The organism is Propionispora hippei DSM 15287 (genome assembly GCF_900141835.1).
Lineage (GTDB): Bacteria > Bacillota > Negativicutes > Propionisporales > Propionisporaceae > Propionispora > Propionispora hippei.
Window position 1 is genome coordinate 118060 of the sequence record NZ_FQZD01000010.1, and the last position, 23319, is coordinate 141378.

Genomic DNA, 23319 nt, shown 5'->3' on the forward strand with positions numbered 1-23319 from the left:
TACTAAATTTGGAGGTGGAATGATTATGCGTAAACCGATCATTGCCGGTAACTGGAAAATGAATAAAACCACAGCGGAAGGTGTTGCTCTGGCTAAAGAACTGAGCGCGCTGGTAAGCGATGCGAAAGATGTAGACATCGTGGTTTGCCCTGTATTCACCATTTTGGCTTCGGTAAAAGAAGCTTTGACCGGAACCAATATCAAATTAGGTGCGCAAAATATTCACTGGGAAGCAAAAGGTGCTTTTACCGGTGAAATCTCCCCGGCTATGCTAAAAGACGTAGGAGCTGAATATACCCTGATCGGCCACTCGGAACGCCGTCAGTATTTCGGTGAAACCGATGAAGGCGTCAACAAACGTACCAAAGCTGCTTTGGCTAACGGTATTGTGCCGATCGTTTGTGTTGGCGAATCGCTGGAAGAGCGGGAAGCCGGCATTACGGAAAAAGTGGTTGGCGGTCAGGTAGTAGCAGGTCTTGACGGATTAACTGGCGAACAGGTAGCCGGACTGGTTATCGCTTACGAACCGGTATGGGCGATCGGTACAGGCCGTACGGCTTCTTCCGATGATGCCAATGCCGTATGCACCTTTATCCGTAAAACGGTAGCCGAAAAATTTGGTGCCGACAGCGCAGCTAAAGTCAGAATTCAGTACGGCGGCAGCGTAAAAGCCGATAACATTGCTGAATTGATGGCCAAGAGCGATATCGACGGTGCTCTGGTAGGCGGCGCAGCTTTGGATGCAGCCGGCTTCAGCAAAATTGTTAAATTTTAAGTAAAACATATGGAAATGGGAGTGACGGCGTGAGCAAGTTACAATCACCTATCGCACTTGTTATTATGGACGGGTGGGGTTTAGGTTGTGCCAACGACTCTTCAAATGCTATTGTTCAAGCCAAAACACCGCATTTGAGCCTTTTAAACGAAACATATCCTTCCACGACTTTGGCATGCTCCGGTGAAGCGGTAGGCTTGCCGGACGGTCAGATGGGCAATTCGGAAGTGGGCCATTTGAATATTGGCGCCGGCCGGGTTGTTTATCAGGAACTGACCCGCATTACCAAAGCCATTCGTGATAAAGACTTTTTCACCAATCCGGTACTGTGCGATATTATTGAAAAAACCAAAGCGGCCGGCGGTGCCCTGCACCTGATGGGACTGCTCTCTGACGGCGGTGTGCACAGCCATAATACGCATTTGTATGCGCTATTGGAGCTGGTGAAAAAGTACCAATTGACCGAAGTATACGTACATACTTTCCTGGATGGCCGCGACGTTCCTCCTTCCAGTGCTCTTGGGTTTATCGACGAATTGGAAGCCAAGCTGGCCGAAATCGGCGTAGGCAAAATTGCCACCGTTTCGGGACGCTACTATGCCATGGACCGTGATAAACGTTGGGAACGGGTGGAAAAAGCCTATGCCGCGCTTGTTTACGGTGAAGGCGAAAAAGCTGCCACCGCCAGAGAAGCGGTTGAGCTTTCCTATAAAAGGGAGCAGACCGACGAATTCGTATTGCCCACAGTCATTACTGCCGCTGGCAGCAGCCAGGTGAAAGCCAACGACGGAGCGATTTTCTTCAACTTCCGTCCCGACCGGGGCCGGGAATTGACCCGTACCTTTGTCGATCCGGCTTTTGACGGGTTTACCCGTCGTACCGGCTTTATGCCGCTCTATTTTGCTACTATGACGCAATACGATGAAACGTTGCCGGTGGAAGTGGCTTATAAACCGCAGCAATTGCAAAACACCTTAGGCGAAGTGTTTGCCGCTGCCGGCCTCAAACAGCTGCGCATTGCGGAAACCGAAAAATATGCTCATGTTACTTTCTTCTTTAACGGCGGCGAAGAAAAGCCAAGTGTTGGGGAAGAACGTATTCTGATCCCTTCGCCTAAAGTGGCTACCTATGATTTGAAACCGGACATGAGTGCCGTGGAAGTTACCGATAAAGTGGTAGCGGAAATCAAATCCGGTAAGCATGACCTGATTATTCTAAACTTTGCCAATGGCGATATGGTTGGCCATACCGGCGTGTTTGAAGCTGCCGTGAAAGCGGTGGAAACAGTGGATGCCTGCGTAGGACGCGTGGCGGAAGCCATGAAGGAGCAGGGTGGCATTACCTGCATCACTGCTGACCATGGCAATGCGGAAATGATGGTTGACCCTCAAACGGGCGCGCCCTTTACCGCTCACACGACCAATCCGGTACCGTTTATTCTGGTTTCGGAAAAGCATCGTCAGGTGACCCTGCAGGAAGGCAGCCTGGCGGATATTGCGCCGACCATGCTGAACCTGGTAGGCATTAACGTACCTGCCGATATGACCGGCAAAAACCTGGTAAAATAATGCATTGACCTATGGCTTGCTGCACCTGTGGTGCCAAGCCGGTTATATAGCTTTATGAAAAATAAGGAGGCTACTCATCTATGTCAACAATTATTACCGATATTTTAGCTCGTGAAATTCTGGACTCCCGCGGTAACCCGACGGTTGAAGTCGACGTATATTTGGAAGACGGCACCTTAGGCCGTGCTGCTGTTCCCTCCGGCGCTTCCACCGGCATTTATGAAGCCGTTGAACTCCGTGACGGCGACAAAGGCCGCTACCTGGGCAAAGGTGTTACCAAAGCCGTAGAAAACGTAAACGATGTAATCGCACCGGAAATCATTGGCTTCGATGCCCTTGATCAAGTCGGTATTGACAATGCGATGATCGAGCTTGACGGAACCCCGAACAAAGCAAAACTTGGTGCCAACGCTATTCTTGGCGTGTCCATGGCTGTAGCGAAAGCAGCAGCAGCTTCCTTGGGTCTGCCGCTCTATCAATATCTTGGCGGCTTCAACGGCAAACAATTACCGGTGCCGATGATGAACATCTTAAATGGCGGTGCCCACGCAACCAACAATGTGGAAATTCAGGAATTCATGGTTATGCCGGTTTCCGCTACGTCTTTCCGTGAAGCACTGCGTTGCTGCGCAGAAGTATTCCATACCCTGAAAAAGACTCTGAAGGAGAATGGCACACCGGCTGCCGGTGTAGGCGACGAAGGCGGCTATGCGCCTAACCTTGGTGCCGATGAAGATGCGCTTAAGGTTATCGTTAAAGCGATTACCGACGCAGGCTACAAGCCGGGCGAAGACTTCATGATCGCTATTGACGCAGCTTCTTCCGAGTGGTGGAATGAAAAGGAACAGTGCTATATTCAGCCGAAGTCCGGTACTAAGATGAGCCGCGCTCAATTAGTGGATATGTGGAAGGGCTTTGCTGAGAAGTATCCGATCATCTCCCTGGAAGACGGCATGGCTGAGGAAGATTGGGAAGGCTGGAAAATGCTGACTGATGCACTTGGTGACAAGATTCAGTTGGTTGGCGATGATCTCTTTGTAACTAATGTTGTTCGTTTGAAGAGAGGCATTGAAACAGGTACTGCCAACTCCATTCTGATCAAGGTTAATCAGATCGGTTCGCTGACTGAAACACTGGATGCGATCCAGATGGCAAACCGTGCCGGTTACACTGCTGTTGTCTCCCACCGTTCCGGTGAAACCGAGGATGCAACTATTGCTGACCTTGCCGTTGCGTTGAATGCCGGACAGATCAAAACCGGTGCCCCGAGCCGTACCGACCGTGTGGCAAAATACAACCAATTGCTCCGCATTGAGGAACAGCTTGGTTCCACTGCACAATACTTAGGCCGCGACGTATTTTACAACCTGAAATAAGCGCGCTGATAAAATCCGCCGGATATTCCGGCGGATTTTTGCTTATACTAATCGTGTGACTACGATTAAGTTGCCAAGGGTATTTTAGTTGTGATACAATGAAATACAGTGATATAGAGTACGAATGGTAGAGAGGTGCAGGTTGATTATGGTTACAGCATTAATGATCCTGGAAGCGATCATTTCTATTGCGTTAATTATTTCCGTCGTGTTGCAGTCCGGTAAAAGCGCCGGTTTGTCCGGTTCGATTGCCGGTGGCGCCGAGTCTTTTTTTGGCGGCCGCCGCAAGGGCCTTGATGAACAATTGGCCAGAGTAACGATGGTGCTGGGCTGTTTGTTCGGCATTGTTACTTTGATTTTAGCTAGGATTTCCTGATACTAGGTAAGCACTGATTAAATGAACCTGTTGGCCTGGCGAGAGATTTTTTCGTCTGGCAAGGAAGTAAAACCGCAGGAATAGCGGCCCCTATTTCAAGGTTTTGCTGACGTAGCCAGGCGAAAAAAGCTCCGTCAGGACGCGCAGTGTGAATTAATCAGTGGTTACCTAGCTTTGCAAAAAGTTTTATCCTGTAATACTAACGCCAGACATTAACCGGTCTGGCGTTTTTTCTTCATAAAAATTCCTGTAAATGGTATAATGAGAACAAAATATACCGGACAGGCTATAAGTAAGATACCGGTTATAGATAAGCACTGCGCAGCTAACGGTCCGGTCCAACCTGGTAATAACATCGGAGAGACGGGCCGGATACTGCGTACTGGGTGGAGGGATGGTTTTTGATTATGAAGGGGGCTGAGCCGTTTCTTCTGCCGGGCGGGGAGCATGGAGTGCTGGTTATCCATGGTTTTACCGGATCACCTTCGGAGATGCGGCTGTTGGGAGAAGCGCTGCAGCAGGCTGGTTTTACCGTACTGGGGCCGCGGCTCTGCGGGCATGGGACCAGCGCGGAGGAAATGGCCCGGACTTTTTGGGATTTGTGGTACGGCAGTGCGTTAGACGGCTACCATTTACTTCGGCAGACTTGCCGGACCGTATCGGTCGTGGGCCTGTCGATGGGCGGCCTGCTGGCGCTCAAGCTGGCGGCAGAGCAACCTGTACATAAAGTGGCGGCCCTATGCGCTCCTATTTATATTGCCGAGAAGCGGCTGCAATTTCTACCTGTATACCGTGTGTTCCGTTCTTACCATGCCAAACGGCGGCGCAAGCTGCCCGGCATTCAAGCGGAACTGTCGGTTTGCTATGATAAGACGCCCTTGCGGAGTCTGTCCAGCCTGCTGGCGCTGATTAAGCATGTCGACAGGCTGCTGCCGGCGGTGACGGTGCCGTCGCTTATTATGCAGGCCCGCCATGAGCATACGGTGGAGCCGCACAGCGCCCGGCATATTTATGAGCATATCGGCAGCCGCGACAAACGGCTGATTTGGCTGGAAAAATCGGGGCATATTATTACCCTGGATGTGGAGAAAGAAACGGTTTTTGACGAGATTAAAGATTTTTTAAAGTAACAATGGTTTTAAAATCTTAATACGACTGATAAGTGAGGTGGAGGATATGGCAGAAAGGGAAGGCCGCGATGATGACTGGTGCTTTGCCTGTGGCCGGAAAAATCCGATTGGCCTGAAGCTAAATTTCCGGGAGGAAAATGGCATCTATATTACCGAGTTTAAACCCGGCCCGGAGCATCAAAGCTATAACGGCATCGTCCATGGCGGTATTATCAGCACCTTGCTGGATGAGGTGATGGTTCGGTATCTGTACAGTCTGGGGCATCACGCGGTAACGGCCAGGCTGGAGGTTCGCTACCGCCGGCCGACACCGGTAAACCGGACGCTTACCGTTACTGGATGGATTGTGAAAGAGCGGGGTAAATTATATGAAATGACCGGTAAAGTTGTTTTGCCTGACGGCAGTGTGACGGCCGAAGGCAAAGCAACGGTAGCCGTAATCGAAGAAAGGTGATTCTATGGAATTAAAGGACAAAATTGCCGCTTTTATGCGTACGGAAGCCTATAAGCCGCTCACCGTGGAAGAATTGGCCGGCGCAATGGAATTGGAAGGGGAAGAACTGTCTGATTTTTGGCAAGTACTGCGGCAGATGGAGGAAGACGCCCTGATTATCCGTACCCGGTATGGAAAGTACGGGGTGCCGGAGCGGATGAATCTGGTGGTAGGCCGCCTCTCGCTGAACAGCAAGGGTTTTGGTTTTGTGATTCCGGAGACACCGGGGGATGCACCGGAAGCGATGAGTGATGTATTTATTCCCCCCGATGGTCTCTTGACTGCTATGCACCGTGACCGGGTTGTGGCCCGGCTGCACCAGGGCAAGACACTGGACGGTAAGCGGCAAGAGGGAGAGATTATCCGTGTAGTCGAACGGGCCAATGCCCGGATTGTGGGGACTTTTGAGGCCAACAGGAGCTATGGCTTTCTGGTGCCTGACGATATGCGCATTAAACAGGATGTATTTATTGCCCAGCAGCATTTCGGCGGTGCCAAAACCGGCAACAAGGTCGTGGTGGAAATCATCAAATGGCCGGAGAAAAAGCGCAGCGCCGAGGGTAAAGTGGTGGAAATCCTGGGCGATAAGGGTGATACGGGCATCGAAATATTGTCGATCATCAAGAGCCACAACCTGCCGACCGAGTTTCCGCCGGAAGTGCTGGCGGCGGCCGAGCAGGTACCATCCGTGATTAGTGAGGCGGAAATTGCCGGGCGGCGTGATCTGCGGCACCTGCCGATTGTTACGATTGACGGCGAAGATGCCAAGGATCTGGATGACGGAGTCCATGTCGAACGACTGGATAACGGTCATTATCTGCTGGGAGTTCATATTGCCGATGTCAGTTACTATGTCCGGGAAAATAGTCCGCTGGACAAAGAAGCGCGGGAACGGGGCACCAGTGTCTATCTGGCCGACCGGGTGCTGCCCATGCTGCCTCAGCGTCTGTCCAACGGAATTTGCAGCTTGAATGCCAATGAGGACCGGCTGGCTATGTCGGCTCATATGGAAATTGACCGACGGGGCCAGGTTATCGCCTACGATATTTTCCCCAGTGTCATCCGGGTAAAACGGCGTTTGTCCTATACGGTTGTCCGGAAGATATTGGAGGAGGAAGACAAAGCTCTGCAGGAAGAATTCCGTGAGTTTTTGCTTACCTTTAGCGATATGGAAGAATTGTGCCGGATTTTGCGCGGCCGTCGTTTGCGCCGCGGCGCCATTGATTTTGAGTTTTCGGAAATTAAGGTGAAGCTGGATGAGGCTGGCCGGCCGGTGGATATTGTTAAGCGGGTTCGCAGCATTGCCGAGTCGATTATCGAGGAATTCATGCTGGTGGCCAATGAAACGGTGGCCGAGCATATGTATCGCCGCAACAACCCTTCGCTGTACCGGATTCACGAAGAACCGGAGCAGGAGAAGATGGTTAAGCTGAATACTTTATTGCAGACTTTCGGGCTGAGCTTACGCAAAATGGACGAAATCAAGCCGATGCTGCTGCAACGGGTGCTGAGCCGTGTTGCCGGCCGGCCGGAGGAACGGATCATTAGTACGGTTATGCTCCGTTCTTTGAAGCAGGCTCGCTATGATGCCGTGCAGGGGCCGCATTTTGGTTTGGCTGCCGAGTTTTACAGTCATTTTACCTCGCCGATTCGGCGGTATCCCGATCTGGTGCTGCATCGCCTGCTGCGGGACTCTTTCCTGACTGGCGGCAAAATTACCGGCAAGCGCCGGGATAAGCTGGCGGCTATTCTGCCGGGTATTGCCGCTCATTCGTCCGAACGGGAGCGGGCGGCAGCCGATGCCGAACGGGAAACGGTCGATTTGAAAAAGGCGGAATATATGACCCGCTTTGTCGATCAGGAGTTTGACGGTATCATCAGCAGCGTTACGGCCTTTGGCATTTTTGTCGAACTGGATAACGGCGTAGAAGGTCTGGTCCACGTCTCCACCATGGATGACGACTATTATCAGTACGTAGAGGAACAGTATGCGCTTATCGGCGAGCATACCCGTAAAGTATACCGGTTGGGTGATTCTGTTTCCGTAGTACTGGTAAAGGTCAATCTGGATAGCCGGACACTGGATTTTTGTCTGACCGGTACCACCCATAAGGTGGTGGAACGCCGGCAGTCCCGCCAGGAAAAAGAAGGACGGCCGAAACGGAAACGGGAAGAAAAGGCCAAGACGCCTGTCAAAAACAAGAAAAAAAGGAGTCCCCGTACCGGAGCCGGAGCTCGACGGAAGAAGAAACCGGCGAAAGAATAAAGAGTACCCCCTGCCTGCTGGCAGGGGGTACTCTTTTGCCGGGAAGTCTTCAAAAAAGTGAGAAAATTTCAAATAAATATGCTCATTTAGTATTGACTTGATGTATTTTGCCCCGTATAATGAACTTAAATCAATCATAAATGAGCATTTACCATCCATAAACGATCATTCAATATAGGAGATAGCATATGTTTGCAGAAGAGCGAAAAACAGAAATTTTGCAGTTGCTGCAATCGGGCAAAAAGGCCAAAGTCGGAGAATTAAGCAAGCGGTTTGCCGTTTCAGAATCAACTATCCGGCGGGATTTGCAGGAGATGGAGGATTCCGGCCTGATTCAGCGCACCCATGGCGGTGCGATTTCGCCCCAAACCGGCCTGGAGCTAAGTTTTAAAGAAAAGGAAATACGCAATTTAGAGGCTAAAAGCCAGATTGCCGCCGCCGCCGCCGCCCTGGTCCAGGATGGCGAGGCGCTGCTGCTCGATGCGGGAACCACGACGCTGCAGATAGCCAAGGCGCTTAGAGGCCGACCGGTAACGGTTGCCACCACCAGTATGGATGTTGCCCAGGTGTTCACCGACGATCCGGTGGTGGAAGTCTGGGTGCTGGGCGGAACCTTCCGCAAAACAACTCATTCCCTGGTAGGTTTTATTACCAATATGGTGTTGGCCAATCTGCACTTTGATAAAATTTTTCTCGGGGCCAATGGCGTTTCAGTGGAAACGGCGGTCACTACTCCGTTTCTGGTGGAAGCGGAAACCAAACGTCATATGCTGAAGGCGGCCAGCGAAGTGATTGTGGTGACCGACAGCTCCAAGCTGGGGATTAAGGGCCTATGCCGCATTTGCTCCCTCGACGAAGTGGATTTGTTGATTACCGACGATCAGGGCGATGACGACGCCTTGCAGAGTATTTGTGAGTTTGTCCGGGTGCAGGTTGTGCCCGGGGGGAAAGGAGGATCAGTATGAAACCTGTCATATCCACAGTCACTCTCAACGCGGCGCTGGATCACACCATTTATTTTTCCCGGTTTTATCCCGGACAGCTTAACCGGGTGGAACAGGACCGGCTTGATCCGGCCGGTAAAGGCATTAACGTGGCCAAGGTATTGAAGGCATTGGGCCATGAGGTGACAGTAACAGGGTTTTTAGGCAAAAACAATCTGATCCATTTTGAGAAGTGTTTTGCCGTCAACGATATCACCGACCGTTTCATCAAAGTGGAAGGATCCACACGGGTCAATATGAAGGTAGTGGACGGTTCCAACGGCGAAGTGACGGAAATCAACTTCAGCGGTGTCACCTGCCGGCCGGAAGACCTGGCTGCGTTAGAGCAGGAGATAGCAGTGCTGGCCGGACAGCAGGGAGTATTTGTTTTTGCCGGCAGTTTGCCCCAGGGCGTACCGGCGGATATTTACGGAAAGTATATAACCAAACTCCGGCAAGCCGGCTGCAGGGTCTTTTTGGATACCAGCGGCCAGGCTATGGAGGAAGGCATTAAAGCCAAGCCCTATGCCATAAAACCGAACATTCATGAACTGAGCCAAATGGCCGGAAGGTCGCTCGACAGCAAGGAAGCCCTTCGACAGGTAATCGACGAGCTGTTGGCCGGCGGTATTGAGCAAGTGACGGTATCCTTGGGGTCAAAAGGCGCCATGATCGCCAGCCGGGAAGGCATGTGGCTGGCCGAACCGCCCCAGGTGGAAGTCAAGAGTACAGTGGGGGCCGGTGATTCAATGGTAGCCGGTCTGGTCAGCGGCGAGGTGCGCAGCTTACCTTTGCCGGACCGTATCCGGCTGGCAACCGCCACGGCGGTAGCCGCGGTGATGCAGCCGGGAACGCAGGCCTGTTCAATGACCGATGTGGAAAAGGTTATGGCGGCGGTAAAAGTTACGCGCCAATAAAGCGCAGATTAGTATATTTGATGAAAAGAGCAAGGAGGTATTAACTTATGAAAATTACGGAATTATTGTTACCGGAATGTATCGTGCTAGGCCTGGAGGCAGCCAGCAAGGAGGATGTGTGGCAGGCGCTGGCCGGCAAGCTGGCGGCGGCCGGAGCGGTTACCGATGTAAAACAGTATCTGGCCGATATTGCCACCCGGGAAAGCCACGGTACTACCGGTGTTGGCTTTGGCGTAGCTATTCCCCACGCTAAATCGGCGGCGGTCGCCAAACCGGCACTGGCCATGGCCCGGTTGACCGACGGGGTGGATGTAGCCTCACTGGACGGCTCAAAAGCCGATTTGTTTTTCCTGATCGCCTCACCGGTTAGCGGCGGCGACTTGCACCTGCAGGCTCTGTCCCGGCTGGCCCGGATGCTGATGCACGATTCATTCCTGTCTTCGCTGCGGGCGGCGAAAGATTCGGCCGACGTACTGGCGGTCATCAGTGAACGGGAAGGATAATTTTTTTCATAGATAAATAAAAATAACATGGGGGAGGAAAGGACTTATGAGTAAGATTGTGGCGGTTACAGCTTGTCCGACGGGAATTGCCCATACCTTTATGGCGGCGGAGGGATTAGCCAAAGCGGCTAAGGACATGGGTCACGACATCAAGGTGGAAACGGCCGGTTCGGTAGGAGTGGAAAATGAACTGACGCCGGAAGAAATCAAGGCGGCCGATGTGGTCATCATTGCGGCAGATACCAATCTCTCCACCGAACGGTTTGCCGGTAAACGGCTGTATACCACTTCCACGGCGGCGGCGATTAAAAGCGGTCAGGAAGTGATTACGGCGGCTCTGCAAACGGCTAAGGTGGTTGGCGGGGCTACTCCGGCGGCGCAGACAGCAGGGGTTAAAAAGGAACGGACCGGAGCCTACAAGCATTTGATGACAGGCGTGTCCTACATGCTGCCGTTGGTCGTGGCCGGTGGTCTGTTGATTGCCATTTCATTCGTGTTTGGGATTGAAGCGTTTAAACAGCAGGGTACGCTGGCAGCAGCCCTTATGGATATCGGCGGCGGGGCGGCCTTTGCCCTGATGGTGCCTGTACTGGCCGGTTTCATCGCCTTTTCGATTGCCGACCGTCCGGGCTTGGCGCCTGGCTTGATCGGCGGTATGCTGGCCTCTAAGCTGGGAGCAGGCTTCTTAGGCGGTATCATCGCCGGCTTTATCGCCGGGTATACAGCGGAATTTCTGAAAAAATCCATTCAATTGCCTAAGACACTGGAAGGCCTGAAACCTGTTCTTATCCTTCCGTTACTCTCCAGTGCCATTGTCGGTCTGTTGATGGTCTATGTGATCGGTACACCGGTCAAAGCGATTATGGATACCATGACCGGTGCTTTACAGGGAATGGGAACCACCAACGCTGCGGTATTGGGACTGGTCCTGGGCGCAATGATGGCCTTTGATATGGGTGGTCCGATCAATAAGGCAGCCTATACCTTCGGCGTAGGCTTACTGGGCAGCAACGTATTTGAACCGATGGCCGCCGTTATGGCTGCCGGCATGGTGCCTCCGCTGGGTATCGCCCTGGCAACCTTCCTGAGCAAAGATAAATGGACGGTGGAAGAAAGAGAAGCCGGCAAAGCGGCCGGTGTGCTGGGTATCTCGTTTATTACCGAAGGTGCCATTCCTTTCGCCGCCGGTGACCCGCTCAAGGTTATTCCCTCAATCATGGCCGGTTCGGCCTTGACAGGCGCCCTTTCGATGATGTTTGGCTGCACGCTGCGGGCGCCCCATGGTGGAATCTTCGTTCTACCCATTCCCAATGCCGTTGGCAATCTATCGATGTACATTGTGGCTATACTGGCCGGCACCGTGCTTAGCGCACTGCTGCTCAATATACTCAAAAAAAGCCCGTCCGCGAAATAGGAAAGAAACGGACGATAGCTCATAAGAAGCTTTGTCCTGGTAAGACAGGACCGGCCATATGAAAAAAAGGACCAGGCACTTTTCGGTGCCTGGTCTTTTTTGAAAAACTTAAACCGGTAGTGTGTTTTTCACGAAATACCTCGGTAAAACCATGGTAAACATTACAATCTTACTTAAAGGTCAACTTGATCTAACCTTGAAAATTGCTTTTTCTGTCTTATATTGAGCGAAAGTACGTTTTTCTTTTCCGTATTTGTTGTTTCCAGTTGCAACAGTCGTTTAAATGGAGCATGACATGGCGTGTCGGTGGCATCAGCAATATGCCTGCAACATCCTTTTTACTCCAGAAATCAAGAAGCCAAAGCGAATTTTTCTGATCTGTCACACCACCTATTTGCCTGATTGTAGCAAGACCAGGCGAAGTAACTCGGCGTTTCATATCTGTAGAGGTAAGTGTCTTTACAATATCGCGTGTTCGCTGGCCGACGGTATTCCGATAGGCAATTAACTTATCAATGTTAATCTGCTTACTGAATTCCATAATTTCATCATCTGTCAGAGCGTTCCCTGTATCTGAAATAGGAATATTAAGCTGTTTTTTCCATTCAGCGTTAAATAGCTGTTCACCAGCAGCGACTAAAATACCCATTGTCAAGTCTTCGATTCTGGCAATATGCCATAAAACCCAGGCTATTGTTTCATCTTTAGCAGTTGGCATAATTCTGTATTCGTACGGTGATAAATCGCATAAAAGCTGATCCACTTCATTTTTTTCCTTGCCGGAGACAGTGGACAAGTGTAAGGCAGCATGCAAGTCCAAAAACATTCGTTTTGCATACTCCGCTTTATCCTGTTTTCTGATGATTGTATTTAATTCCTTATGTAATTCACTTAATCCGTCACCGAAGTATTTCATAGTAGCATCTCTTTACTCATTTTTTACCTAATTATACCATATAGAAAAAATATAACCAGATATAATTAGGGCTTATGATAGTTTGAAATTTCACTCTTTTTACTACAATTTGTTTTCAAAACTATGGCAGCCATCTGTCCGGTGTATTAGAATAGAATAAGGAAGGTTAGGAGGGGATAAAGTATGACATATACAGCCAGCACGGAACGGTATGCTTCGATGCAGTACAACCGATGCGGCCGGAGCGGACTGATGCTGCCGGCCATTTCCCTGGGCTTGTGGCATAATTTTGGCGGCACCGATTGTTTTGAAACTGGACGGGCCTTGGTACATCGGGCGTTTGATCTGGGTATCACCCATTTTGATTTGGCCAATAATTACGGTCCGCCGCCAGGTTCGGCAGAAATTAACTTCGGACGGATTTTGAAGGAAGATTTGGCCTCCCACCGGGATGAGCTGATCATATCAACCAAAGCGGGCTATACCATGTGGTCGGGACCTTACGGCGACTGGGGTTCAAAGAAATATCTGGTGTCCAGCCTTGATCAAAGCCTGCGGCGCATGGGCCTTGACTATGTTGATATCTTTTATCATCACCGTCCCGACCCTCGGACGCCGCTGGAGGAGACGATGGCGGCGCTGGACTTGCTGGTACGTCAGGGCAAGGCTCTCTATGTGGGTCTTTCCAATTACAAGGCGGATCAGGCGAAGGCGGCCATTCAAATCCTGAAGGAACTGGGCACACCCTGTCTGATTCATCAGCCCCGGTATTCCATGCTGGATCGCTGGGTAGAAGACGGTCTGCTGGAAGTACTAGAGGAGGAAGGGGTCGGCAGCATTGCCTTTTCGCCATTGGCCAAGGGCTTGCTGACCAATAAGTATTTGAAAGGCATTCCAGCCGACTCACGGGCAGCGGGACCGAGTGTTTTCCTAAAGGTCGAGGATATTAATGAGCCGTTGCTGATTAAGCTGCGGGCACTGCAGGATTTGGCGCTGGAACGGGGGCAAACGCTGGCTCAGATGGCGCTGGCCTGGGTTTTGCGGGGTGACAGAATTACTTCAGTGCTTATTGGCGCCAGCAAAGTTTCGCAAATTGATGATTGTGTAGGGGCTTTAAAAAGATTGAAGTTCTCGCCGGAAGAACTGGAATTGATCGAAATCATTCTGAGCGGTTCCGAACAGGACGAATAGAGTGAGCATTTTTCTTGCGGCAACCGGACAGGAAAAAAGAACGACTTCCTTGGTAAAAGCAGCTTTTTTGTCTGGTTGGGTTAGTTGACGGAGTTTACTATATACTATAGAATAGAAGAAATACAAATATAGCTATATTATGCTAATTTGCTAAAGTGAAAATGCGCCGGATGTCGAAATATATACTATGGCAGAGGATGAGTACCACTTTTGCCGGAAGGAAACAGAATATTTGAAACATATTACATTTTACCAATTTTTAGTATAGGAGGAATTGACTTGAAAACTAAAGAGCTCTTGGCCTTGGATTGTATCGTATTACATGTGGAAGCAAAACATAAAGAAGAAGTATGGGAGTTACTGGCCGAAAGATTGCAACACTCCGGAGTTATCAGCACCGCCGAACAGTTTGTGGAGGATGTGGCGGCTCGGGAGAGCATGGGAACAACCGGTGTCGGTCATGGCGTATCGATTCCCCATGCCAAGTCGGCGGCGGTAGATCGGGCCGGATTGGCGATTGCCCGTCTGGCTACGCCGGTGGATGTGAACTCTCTGGATGGCACGAAAGCCGACTTGTTTTTTATGGTAGCTGCACCGCTTGACGGTATCGATTTGAACTTACAGATGCTGTCAACCATTGCCCGGATGATCCGGCATGACTCTTTCCTGGCCGCTCTGCGCACAGCTCCCACAGCCGAAGAAATGCTGCGGATTATCGGCGAACAGGAAGAACAACTGCCTAAATAGAGACTTTATTGACTCTGTCAGGCATATGCTTTACAATGAAGAAATGGATATAGGCTTGATAGATGAGGTGACCCACCATGAGCAAGGAACCAGGCAACAAAATAGCAACCGAAAATCGTAAAGCCCGCCACGATTATCATATTCATGAAACCTATGAGGTCGGGCTGGTGCTTACCGGTACGGAAGTCAAATCGCTGCGTGCCGGCAAAGCCAATTTAAAGGATGCCTACGCCCGGATTGACAATCATGGCGAAGTCATGCTGCATAATATGCATATTAGTCCCTATGATCAGGGGAACCGATTTAACCATGAACCGCTGCGTACCCGCAAGCTACTGATGCACCACTATGAAATTATCAAGCTGATTGGCAAGACTAAGGAAAAAGGCTATACGCTGGTGCCATTGAAAGTATATTTTACCCGGGGCAAGGCTAAGCTGGAGCTGGGGCTGGCAACCGGTAAAAAACTGTATGACAAGCGCCAGGATCTGGCGGCCAAGGACGCGAAACGGGAAATGGACAGAGCCTTTAAGGACAAGCAAAGAGAGTAGCAGGCAGTGGCCTGCTTTATCTTTGGAAACATTTACAAAGAAGCCGGTATGTCAGATCTATCCACTTGGCTTATCGCTTGTACTGTGATATAATAAACTTTACGAATTAAGAAGCGTAATCGGATTGCAGCTCTTTAAAGTCATAAACAATACCTAAATACCAATACGGGGGCGTAATGGTTTCGACAGGGGTAGTTGTAGCATGGGTAGCGAGCCGGGGTTCCATCAGCCCGTCAATACGGTGGACTTAAAGTAAAAGCAAACAACGAATACGCTTTAGCAGCTTAATGCTAACGTCCTACTCTCCTTCTTCCCGTGGGGCGGGATAGGGCGTCACTTAGCGGGATACCTGAGGTCTAATTCTCCGCGGACCGACTGGGAAATTTTAACGAGATAGCACCGGCGAAGCTTGTCTGTAGGCGTCAATGGAGCGAAGCTTAAATTGCAGACTGCGCTCGGAGAAGCCTGTGTAGCGGCACCTTTGGACAGGAGTTCGATTCTCCTCGCCTCCACCATAACTTAAATGTCGCCTCCACCTGATATATAGTAGATGTAAGATTTATCTATATATCAGGTGGAGGTTTGCTTTATGAAGTCTCGTTGTCAGTTCCAAGTAAATCAAGGCTCCAGGCATTTTGCCTGGAGCCTTGATTTATATTATAGACTTTAGTCTGTTGAGAGAGCGAAACAAAAAATCATCCCCTATGCGGGTGTGCGACAAAAGTTATACAAAAACTCACCGACTTTCTTATAATAGGGTTGTTCAGGCCACTAGAAAAAGAAAGGAAAGGTGAGTTTATGTCTCAAAATTTAGCACACACGAAATGGCTATGCAAGTATCAAGAGTGATAAAACCAATGTGGCTTGAACAAAGTGAAAGCCAGCTTCTTAAGGCGCTGGCTAGTGATAGAGGCTTATAGCCTCAGTGCAAACCACCCGTTTGACGGATGGTTTCTGATTTTGTATGTTATGGCGCTTGCTGAAGCGGGTAGGAAGAGTGTTATTTGAGATCAGACTTGCAAATATTCAAGAGCCTCGCGTGATTCACGAAATCAAACAATCTGCTGCGCCAACAGTTCATTTGCGGAAAACTGTTTGAGCAGATTCCGGTAAAGAGGGGAGAAGCCCTCATATCGCTGACGTTAAGGGGTATAAAAAGCGCCATTACTTTGTTTAGTGGCTGTAAGTCGATCTTGTACGGATTTTCATTTTTGGTCCTTTTTATCTATCGGACGCGGAAGTCAAGAGCCGCTCATCGATCCATGAGAGGATGCGCTCATTTGCAAGCAATTTGGCTCCGCACTGGCCATGCTCGCCTGCGCCTTCCTCCGAACTAAACAACATAAAGCTTTTCTCGCAGGTAAGCGCGTCATAAAGCGGCCTGGCCTGACCGGGCATCAGCTTATCTTCCTCGGTATCCACAATGAGCGTAGGACATTGGATTTTTTCTGCGACGCCTTCCATGGTAAAGTCTTTTATCTTCAGAATAAATTGAGCGGGGGTATTGGCTCCAAAAACAAACATACCGTGCTCAAAGCCCCATTTGAGAGTAGGATTGGTTTTTAACATTTGATCAAAGCTTTGATTGAGTTTGTCTGGGGCGGTACTGGCCATGTCAAGAAAATGGCTATCGGGCAATAGGTTTTTAAGGGTATCTGAAAAGCTATATACGCCGCCGTTTGCGACGCAGGCGGCAAGACGATGCTCATAGGCAGCCGCTCTGGGTGCCAGATATCCGCCCAGGCTTACACCCATCAAAACGATTTTGTCAGGGTCAATGCCATCAAGGGAGAGGACGAAATCCACGACGGGTGTCACGACCGACTCATAGTCGTACCGGAAGTACAGGTTCTGCCGGCGTAAGGCCTCGCCCTGCCCCGGCCCCTCAAATACGAGGCAGTTCATGCCGTGTTCCAGGGCGGCCATGGCCATTCCGTACAATTCTTCTTTTGTACCATCAAAACCGGTCATTAGAATCAGCACGGGGCTCGGGCTTAATGCTTTTTGGCACTTGTAATAATGCCCGGGCAACGTTGTTCCTTCATAGGGAATTTTGACTGCTTTAATCACCGGGTCGTTCAGTTCCATCACTTTTTCAAAACAGGCGAAGCTCGCTTCGGATAGTTCGTTGATCCTTGGATCATTCGGGTTTCCATGCAGATAAAACTCTGCTGAACGGTAATAATTATAGGCCCTTAGATATGTCTTTCTTGCACTAACCGGATGCCCGTTTTTTAAATAATCGTCCGCAGTCGTATGGAGTCTTTTTGCCGTCACCGTCCACTCCTTGCACCAACTGTTATTATCGCCTTCTGTTATTTTCTCTGCAGTGGTGAGGACCTCCCCGATATCAGCCATACCGTATGCCGTTTCGCTGAGCAATCTTAAAGTCTCAAAAGCAAACGAATCATCTCTGAATACTATATTCTTCATAAGGGATCTTCCTTTCGCTATTCTTCTTGTGTGTTTTCAATGATCCTACAACATGTTGTATAATTATAATATAGACTTTAATTTCTCTGTCATCAACCGTCAATCACGGCTGGACTGTCGGATTCTTTTACGCGAAGGGAAGGGAACCAGATGAAGCATAATCCTGAAATTACCGCGCAAACAAGGAAAAACCTGATGGATGCGTTTTGGGACCTGTATAGCAAAGAAGGAATTAAGAAAACATCAGTGCGAGAGATCGTTGGTAAGGCAGGGTACAACCGAAGCACATTTTATGAATATTTTACCGATGTCCACGATGTGCTGGAGCAAATAGAAGCCTCTATTTTACCGGATATAGAAAAGCACCAAAACATCATAATGAAAACGGGTGTTCGTCTGCCACTCAAACATCTTACCGAGGTGTACAGCCAAAATAAAAGGTACTTTGTTGTCCTATTAGGGAAAAACGGCGATCCTACTTTTCAAGAAAAAATTAAAAACGTATACAAAGCATTGTTACGGCCGCACCTTCAATCACTCGGTGCAGATGACTTTATATTGGAATGCACGTTGGAATATGCGATATCCGCTTTCCTTGGGGTGATGACGTATTGCTTTACGCAGGAAGAAGAGCCGGATATCGAAAAAATGGTCCAGCTCCTGTGGAGCCTTATGAACGACGGTGTGATGAAAAAATTTTAAATGGAATGTCTCAAATAGCGATGGATTGAAATACGGATTATAACTTATGACATGATTGATGCACAGGATTACGTTATGAATCTATCTCAGTATACTTTTCAATAATTCAATGGCTGAGCAGTGTTATGATATCGGCATGTCAGAAGAGCGAAATAGGGGAGGTACTAATGATTCTGATTTAATATTCATAAGCTTAAACAGTATCACAAATCAAGATTCTGTGGAACCATCCCTGCGCACTTTACGGAATAATTTCGATAAATATCTAATGGCTCAGCAGAATCGTCCCTGGGAGTATTTTGAATAAGGAGTGGATTTTAGTATGATTGTTCAACCGTCTATAAATGATTATGAAACGTTGATTAATATTTGGGAAAACTCGGTTCGGGCAACGCATGACTTCCTCAAAGAAGAAGACCTGCAATTTTATAAGCCATTAATCTTGAATGAATATTTCTACCATGTGAATTTATTTTGTCATAAAGATAACCTTGAAATTACTGGATTTATGGGCATAGCGGATGATAACCTTGAAATGCTGTTTATTAATCCTGTATCGCGGGGAAAGGGTATAGGTAAAGAATTGTTGATTTATGCAATAGAAAAGCAAGCAGTGAAGCGGGTAGATGTTAATGAGCAGAATGCTCAGGCTGTTGGCTTTTATAAGCATATGGGATTTTATGTCGTAACCCGTTCTGAATTTGATGGGGCAGGGAAACCTTATCCTATCTTGCACATGGAATTGAATGCGGTGTAACCGCATCTAGGAGAGGCATCTTTAATCCGAGACTATTTACAAGAATAGCCGGATAAAAAGAGCGGATAGCATACTTGATTACTACCGTCCCTAACTGAGAGTTAGGGACGGTCTTTTTTGTTACAAAGTTGGTCCTTACGCTCTTCGATATGAGTAAGGACAACAAGTTGAAGAATTGGGGACGGTTCTAGGGAGTCATTCTGTGCTAATAATCCTGTGAATCTTCACAAGGTTTTGAAAGGGAACCTCCCTTTCTGTCCGCAGAGTCGCGGAAAGGGTTATATTTTATAAAGTGGAATACTTATTTAAATTCAGTTTAAATAATAGGTATATATTTTTGGTAAAATTAGATAAGACACAAGTCTCGAGACTTTCAAAAGAGAGGATTCATGATGGGAACGATTTTAATAGTAGATGATGACTTGAATATTAGAGAATTGATAAAAGTGTTTTTGAGCAAGGAAGGCTTTGCCGTATATGAGGCTGCCGATGGTGTGGAAGCTCTGGCAAAGCTTGAAACAGTAAAAGTGGATATGGTTATTCTTGATATCATGATGCCCAACATGGACGGCTGGCAGTTGTGCCGCGAACTGCGGGAGAGCTATGACATTCCTTTGCTTATGATAACGGCTAAGGGAGAAATCAGTCAAAAAATTAAGGGCTTCGAACTCGGAACGGATGATTACCTTGTTAAGCCTTTTGATCCTTTGGAATTGATGGTTAGAGTCAAAGCATTATTGAAGCGCTATCAAATTGTAGCATCCCAGATCGTTCAGGTTGGAAAACTGTCGATGAACCGCAAAACCTATGAAGCAACTGTTGGCAGCGAAAATATAACCCTTCCACTTAAGGAATTCGAGTTGCTATACAAATTAGCCAGCTATCCGGGACGGACCATTCCCCGGGAGCAGTTGATCGAGGATATTTGGGGTTATGATTTTGAAGGAAACGAACGGACGCTGGATGTCCATATTAACCGGCTGCGCGAACGTTTTCCGGAAGAACAGTGTGACTTTACCATCAGGACAATCCGGGGTCTTGGCTATCGTTTGGAGGTGTAAACCATGGACAAAGGAAAAATTCTGGAATTTGTCTTTCGGGCTGTTCTGCTGCTGGCAGTATACGTAAGCTGCATTGGCGGTGCCTTTTTCTTAACTTCCCATGTATTTACCGTTGCCATAGAGAACCTGTCTCCTGTATTGATTCAAATCATCAACTCCCTGCTCGGCCTGTTTGGGGCGATCCTGCTTTTTTGCTTATTCCAGATGAAACATGTAGCGCAAATCAAACAAGCCATGGCCGCAATTACAGTGGCTCTTGAAAAAATTTCACAAGGGGATTTTACAAGCCGCTTACACTTAGGCTTTCGGGTAAATGAAGGGTTTGAAGAGCTGATTAAAAACATAAATAAGATGGCATTGGAACTAAACCAGATGGAGAAGATGCGGCAAGATTTCATTTCGAATGTTTCCCATGAGATTCAATCGCCATTAACCTCTATCAGGGGGTTTGCTCAGGCTCTGCACAATGATCAATTAAGCGTTGAGGATCGCCTGCGTTTTTTAAATATTATTGAAACCGAAAGCAGGCGGCTGTCGGAGCTAAGTGACAATATGCTTAAACTGGCTTCGCTTGAGGCGGAAAACAGCCAGATTACACCTGTCGCTTATCGTTTAGATAAACAGATAAAAAATATTATCCTTGCCTGCGAACCCCAGTGGACGCAGAAAAAAATAGAGATGGAAGGATTCCTTGATCAATTGGAAATAACAGCAGATGAAAGCCTGATGAGCCAGGTATGGATCAATCTTATTCATAATAGTATCAAATTTACTTTCGAGAGTGGGACTGTTCGAGTGGAACTGCAACGGCAAGGTGAAAACGCAGTCTGCCGAATTTCCGATACAGGCATTGGCCTGACTGAAGAAGACCGGCTTCACATATTTGAGCGCTTCTACAAAGCCGATAAGGCCAGGGAGCGATCCCAGCAGGGCAACGGATTGGGGCTTTCCATTGTTAAAAAGATCATTGATATGCACCACGGCCATATTAATGTTGAGAGCAGCTTAGGAGCAGGGACAACTTTTACTGTAACCTTACCACTTTGATAAGACGAGAATTAAAAAGTACAGTTTCGCCGAGGGGGCGAGACTGTACTTTTTTGCTTTAGTTTAAATTCAGTTTAAACGGGGATGTTATGATTACAGCAGCCCCCAAAAGGCAGCATAATTCCATTCTATTCCCGAGTTTGCTATTACAGGTTAGAATGTATGCATGGCATGGCTGATGAGGGTAAAGGAAGATTGACTGTCAACTATTTTTGACTAAACATATAGAAGGAAGAGGATTATCATGAAACTCATCGCTTTGTGTGGTAGTGCAAGAAAACACGGCAATACCGCAAGCATGTTGCACCAAGTCATGGAAGGCGCAAAATCAGTAGGTGCGGAAACTGAATTGATCAATCTCTTTGATTTGAGCTATAAGGGCTGTACCGGTTGCTGTGCCTGTAAATTAAAGAATAGTAAATCTTATGGACACTGTGTGGTGGATGATGAACTTAGACCACTCCTCCGGTGTATTGAAGAGTCCGATGTCATTGTGCTCGGTTCGCCTGTTTATTATGGAAATCTATCAGGGCAAATGCGTTCATTTACAGACAGATTGCTGTTTCAATATCTTGATTATGGTGGTACATCTACAGGCCCTAAACCCAAAAGCTTTAAAACAGCTTTGATTGCTACCATGAATGTTAATGAAGAAATTTATGTTGAAAGAGGGTTTAAGGATACCTTAACTAATTTTGCGGGAATTATGGGACGCACCTTGGGTAGTTGTGAACTGCTGACGTTAACAAATACTGTTCTATTTGACGATTATTCAAAGTACGTGTACCTGATGCCGGATAAAGAAGAAAAAGCTAATCGTGCCGAAAAAATATCGGTCGAGGATCTGCAAAAGGCATTTGATTTAGGGTTCAGACTTATTAAATCATAATGAATTGATCTTTTACAATCAATGCCAGGCTACAAAATAAACCGTTGATAAGGAGGAAAGAAGAAAGATGTACATTATCGGAATTATCGCAAGTCCGCGAAAAGCAGGCAATACCGCCTGGATAGTAAACAAAATACTGGAAGGTGCGAAAGAACAGGGGGCCGTAACGCAAGCCTGGTATTTCAGCGATCTTGATATCAAACCGTGCCAGGGTTGTTGGGGCTGCCACCAGGGTGATCGGGGCTGTGTTATCAAAGATGATATGCAGAAACTTAATGATGCGATTGATCAGGCCAATGCCATTGTTTTCGGCTCGCCGATTTATATGATGCAAATGAGTGCCCAGGCGAAGATACTCACCGATAGGCTGTTTGCGCGATTCTCACCGCGATACTCACCGTATTTCAAAGAAGAAAGTGCCGCGCAAAAGAAGCTGATTCTCACGTTTAATCAGGGTAATCCTGATTCCGGCCTGTTCCAGTCGTATATTGATTATACGAGACACATGTTTGAGCTGCTGGAATTTGACGTGAAAGAGGTACCTGTCGTTACCGATATGCGAAATGGACCGGCGCAGGAAAGAAAGGATCTGCACACTGTCTTGAAGGATATCGGTTCGTCGCTGGTTGCGGAGCGATTCCCGGAATAAAAGAAGGGGAAAATCAATGGTGAAATTGGCCTTGCAGGCGTAGAATTAATGACGTATAGTGCCGGTACATCGCTTAGTACTGGGCAATTGCGAATCGTATGTCCTAAGATCAAAAAATGGTTACTGTCTTCTGGAGTTTTCACACAGGCTGATATTTCCTTTACAATAATTGGTATTCGTGTTAAAATATAACGAAGTGGGTGTCCTTACAGCAGCTACGGGTTTTTCAGTCTCGCAAGAATGTTGGGAATTTAGTTTCTGAGATATTTGCAAGTTGTTAACCGGTTTAGACGGTAGTCGTTTTTTGTTTACGTGAGTTGACCGATTTCGATTGTCCGAAAAGAAAGTTAGTTCCGTTCCACTTAATGGTTTATTCTGTCAAGTGAAGAATGGCTGTAAGGATGCTCGCTTAAAGAAAGAGAAGGGAATTCCTTCTCTTTTTGATTACGTTTGGCAAGTTTCAAGTATGTGAAGGTCTGAGACAAAAAACGCCCGCTTTGCGGATAGATTGAATACTTAAAGCAAGAGTCGTCTTCGTTCTGTTAAGTGGGCGGAACATTATTGTCTGGAACTAT

Annotated in this window: 22 protein-coding genes and 1 other RNA gene; 21 read left to right on the forward strand and 2 right to left on the reverse strand. The window is 48.1% G+C overall.

The genetic code is table 11. From position 1 onward, the window contains the following. Positions 1–25: 25 nt before the first annotated feature. The 11 genes from tpiA to F3H20_RS07545 all read left to right on the forward strand — a co-directional run bounded on the left by tpiA (position 26) and on the right by F3H20_RS07545 (position 11801). Complete coding sequence (gene tpiA / locus F3H20_RS07495) at positions 26–775, forward strand: triose-phosphate isomerase (RefSeq protein ID WP_149734318.1); 750 nt, start codon at positions 26–28, stop codon at positions 773–775. Between the two features lie 29 nt (positions 776–804). Continuing rightward, a complete protein-coding gene (gene gpmI, locus F3H20_RS07500) occupies positions 805–2343 on the forward strand; it encodes a 2,3-bisphosphoglycerate-independent phosphoglycerate mutase (protein ID WP_149734319.1) in 1539 nt (512 codons plus the stop codon). Between the two features lie 80 nt (positions 2344–2423). Then, positions 2424–3719 (forward strand): phosphopyruvate hydratase, encoded by a 1296-nt coding sequence (gene eno / locus F3H20_RS07505; protein ID WP_149734320.1) that lies wholly within the window; start codon positions 2424–2426, stop codon positions 3717–3719. Between the two features lie 148 nt (positions 3720–3867). Then, positions 3868–4095 (forward strand): preprotein translocase subunit SecG, encoded by a 228-nt coding sequence (secG, locus tag F3H20_RS07510; RefSeq protein WP_091744646.1) that lies wholly within the window; start codon positions 3868–3870, stop codon positions 4093–4095. A gap of 407 nt (positions 4096–4502) precedes the next feature. Next, on the forward strand, positions 4503–5225 hold the full coding sequence (locus tag F3H20_RS07515; RefSeq protein WP_149734352.1) for an alpha/beta hydrolase: 723 nt from the start codon (positions 4503–4505) through the stop codon (positions 5223–5225). A gap of 46 nt (positions 5226–5271) precedes the next feature. Further along, positions 5272–5679, forward strand: a complete 408-nt coding sequence (locus F3H20_RS07520) for a PaaI family thioesterase (protein WP_149734321.1) — start codon at positions 5272–5274, stop codon at positions 5677–5679. A gap of 4 nt (positions 5680–5683) precedes the next feature. Further along, on the forward strand, positions 5684–7984 hold the full coding sequence (rnr, locus tag F3H20_RS07525; RefSeq protein WP_149734322.1) for a ribonuclease R: 2301 nt from the start codon (positions 5684–5686) through the stop codon (positions 7982–7984). A gap of 188 nt (positions 7985–8172) precedes the next feature. Further along, complete coding sequence (locus F3H20_RS07530; RefSeq protein ID WP_149734323.1) at positions 8173–8949, forward strand: DeoR/GlpR family DNA-binding transcription regulator; 777 nt, start codon at positions 8173–8175, stop codon at positions 8947–8949. Next, a complete protein-coding gene (gene pfkB / locus F3H20_RS07535) occupies positions 8946–9884 on the forward strand; it encodes a 1-phosphofructokinase (RefSeq protein WP_149734324.1) in 939 nt (312 codons plus the stop codon). The genes F3H20_RS07530 and pfkB overlap by 4 nt, the downstream gene beginning before the upstream one ends. Positions 9885–9931: 47 nt before the next feature. After that, positions 9932–10387 (forward strand): PTS sugar transporter subunit IIA, encoded by a 456-nt coding sequence (locus F3H20_RS07540; RefSeq protein WP_091744277.1) that lies wholly within the window; start codon positions 9932–9934, stop codon positions 10385–10387. A gap of 46 nt (positions 10388–10433) precedes the next feature. After that, positions 10434–11801 (forward strand): fructose-specific PTS transporter subunit EIIC, encoded by a 1368-nt coding sequence (locus F3H20_RS07545; protein ID WP_149734325.1) that lies wholly within the window; start codon positions 10434–10436, stop codon positions 11799–11801. Positions 11802–12018: 217 nt separating this feature from the next. Here F3H20_RS07545 and F3H20_RS07550 read toward each other — a convergent pair whose 3' ends face one another. After that, complete coding sequence (locus F3H20_RS07550) at positions 12019–12717, reverse strand: DinB family protein (RefSeq protein ID WP_149734326.1); 699 nt, start codon at positions 12715–12717, stop codon at positions 12019–12021. 183 nt (positions 12718–12900) lie between these two features. On the opposite strand from F3H20_RS07550, the gene mgrA reads away from it, so the two are divergent. The 4 genes from mgrA to ssrA all read left to right on the forward strand — a co-directional run bounded on the left by mgrA (position 12901) and on the right by ssrA (position 15721). Then, positions 12901–13908: an L-glyceraldehyde 3-phosphate reductase gene (gene mgrA / locus F3H20_RS07555; protein ID WP_149734327.1), complete on the forward strand. Its 1008-nt coding sequence runs from the start codon at positions 12901–12903 to the stop codon at positions 13906–13908. 279 nt (positions 13909–14187) lie between these two features. Continuing rightward, positions 14188–14655: a PTS sugar transporter subunit IIA gene (locus F3H20_RS07560; RefSeq protein WP_149734328.1), complete on the forward strand. Its 468-nt coding sequence runs from the start codon at positions 14188–14190 to the stop codon at positions 14653–14655. Between the two features lie 77 nt (positions 14656–14732). Further along, positions 14733–15206, forward strand: a complete 474-nt coding sequence (smpB, locus tag F3H20_RS07565) for an SsrA-binding protein SmpB (protein ID WP_149734329.1) — start codon at positions 14733–14735, stop codon at positions 15204–15206. A 167-nt stretch (positions 15207–15373) separates the two neighbouring features. Further along, positions 15374–15721, forward strand: a transfer-messenger RNA (tmRNA) gene (gene ssrA / locus F3H20_RS07570). A 706-nt stretch (positions 15722–16427) separates the two neighbouring features. On the opposite strand, the gene F3H20_RS07575 is transcribed toward ssrA, so the two are convergent. Continuing rightward, complete coding sequence (locus tag F3H20_RS07575; RefSeq protein ID WP_149734330.1) at positions 16428–17639, reverse strand: alpha/beta hydrolase family protein; 1212 nt, start codon at positions 17637–17639, stop codon at positions 16428–16430. 150 nt (positions 17640–17789) lie between these two features. Between F3H20_RS07575 and F3H20_RS07580 the strand changes: the two genes are divergently transcribed. From F3H20_RS07580 to F3H20_RS07605, 6 genes are all read left to right on the forward strand, one after another. Next, entirely contained in the window at positions 17790–18341 is a 552-nt protein-coding gene (locus F3H20_RS07580; RefSeq protein ID WP_149734331.1) for a TetR/AcrR family transcriptional regulator, read from the forward strand. Positions 18342–18663: 322 nt separating this feature from the next. Then, positions 18664–19098 (forward strand): GNAT family N-acetyltransferase, encoded by a 435-nt coding sequence (locus F3H20_RS07585; protein ID WP_149734332.1) that lies wholly within the window; start codon positions 18664–18666, stop codon positions 19096–19098. A 389-nt stretch (positions 19099–19487) separates the two neighbouring features. Then, positions 19488–20159, forward strand: a complete 672-nt coding sequence (locus F3H20_RS07590) for a response regulator transcription factor (RefSeq protein ID WP_149734333.1) — start codon at positions 19488–19490, stop codon at positions 20157–20159. A gap of 3 nt (positions 20160–20162) precedes the next feature. Beyond that, the gene (locus F3H20_RS07595; protein WP_149734334.1) at positions 20163–21206 is read left to right on the forward strand and encodes a sensor histidine kinase; all 1044 of its coding nucleotides are present in this window, start codon (positions 20163–20165) and stop codon (positions 21204–21206) included. 244 nt (positions 21207–21450) lie between these two features. Next, a complete protein-coding gene (locus F3H20_RS07600; RefSeq protein ID WP_149734335.1) occupies positions 21451–22095 on the forward strand; it encodes a flavodoxin family protein in 645 nt (214 codons plus the stop codon). Positions 22096–22162: 67 nt separating this feature from the next. Further along, entirely contained in the window at positions 22163–22744 is a 582-nt protein-coding gene (locus F3H20_RS07605) for a flavodoxin family protein (RefSeq protein WP_149734336.1), read from the forward strand. Positions 22745–23319 lie beyond the last annotated feature (575 nt).

Excerpts from the sequence above, each read along its gene's own strand:
- tpiA (WP_149734318.1), top strand. The coding sequence starts at position 26 with ATGCGTAAACCGATCATTGCCGGTAACTGGAAAATGAATAAAACCACA.
- eno (WP_149734320.1), top strand. The coding sequence starts at position 2,424 with ATGTCAACAATTATTACCGATATTTTAGCTCGTGAAATTCTGGACTCC.
- secG (WP_091744646.1), top strand. The coding sequence starts at position 3,868 with ATGGTTACAGCATTAATGATCCTGGAAGCGATCATTTCTATTGCGTTA.
- F3H20_RS07515 (WP_149734352.1), top strand. The coding sequence starts at position 4,503 with ATGAAGGGGGCTGAGCCGTTTCTTCTGCCGGGCGGGGAGCATGGAGTG.
- F3H20_RS07520 (WP_149734321.1), top strand. The coding sequence starts at position 5,272 with ATGGCAGAAAGGGAAGGCCGCGATGATGACTGGTGCTTTGCCTGTGGC.
- rnr (WP_149734322.1), top strand. The coding sequence starts at position 5,684 with ATGGAATTAAAGGACAAAATTGCCGCTTTTATGCGTACGGAAGCCTAT.
- F3H20_RS07530 (WP_149734323.1), top strand. The coding sequence starts at position 8,173 with ATGTTTGCAGAAGAGCGAAAAACAGAAATTTTGCAGTTGCTGCAATCG.
- pfkB (WP_149734324.1), top strand. The coding sequence starts at position 8,946 with ATGAAACCTGTCATATCCACAGTCACTCTCAACGCGGCGCTGGATCAC.
- F3H20_RS07540 (WP_091744277.1), top strand. The coding sequence starts at position 9,932 with ATGAAAATTACGGAATTATTGTTACCGGAATGTATCGTGCTAGGCCTG.
- F3H20_RS07545 (WP_149734325.1), top strand. The coding sequence starts at position 10,434 with ATGAGTAAGATTGTGGCGGTTACAGCTTGTCCGACGGGAATTGCCCAT.
- F3H20_RS07550 (WP_149734326.1), bottom strand. The coding sequence starts at position 12,717 with ATGAAATACTTCGGTGACGGATTAAGTGAATTACATAAGGAATTAAAT.
- mgrA (WP_149734327.1), top strand. The coding sequence starts at position 12,901 with ATGACATATACAGCCAGCACGGAACGGTATGCTTCGATGCAGTACAAC.
- smpB (WP_149734329.1), top strand. The coding sequence starts at position 14,733 with ATGAGCAAGGAACCAGGCAACAAAATAGCAACCGAAAATCGTAAAGCC.
- F3H20_RS07575 (WP_149734330.1), bottom strand. The coding sequence starts at position 17,639 with ATGAAGAATATAGTATTCAGAGATGATTCGTTTGCTTTTGAGACTTTA.
- F3H20_RS07580 (WP_149734331.1), top strand. The coding sequence starts at position 17,790 with ATGAAGCATAATCCTGAAATTACCGCGCAAACAAGGAAAAACCTGATG.
- F3H20_RS07585 (WP_149734332.1), top strand. The coding sequence starts at position 18,664 with ATGATTGTTCAACCGTCTATAAATGATTATGAAACGTTGATTAATATT.
- F3H20_RS07590 (WP_149734333.1), top strand. The coding sequence starts at position 19,488 with ATGATGGGAACGATTTTAATAGTAGATGATGACTTGAATATTAGAGAA.
- F3H20_RS07595 (WP_149734334.1), top strand. The coding sequence starts at position 20,163 with ATGGACAAAGGAAAAATTCTGGAATTTGTCTTTCGGGCTGTTCTGCTG.
- F3H20_RS07600 (WP_149734335.1), top strand. The coding sequence starts at position 21,451 with ATGAAACTCATCGCTTTGTGTGGTAGTGCAAGAAAACACGGCAATACC.
- F3H20_RS07605 (WP_149734336.1), top strand. The coding sequence starts at position 22,163 with ATGTACATTATCGGAATTATCGCAAGTCCGCGAAAAGCAGGCAATACC.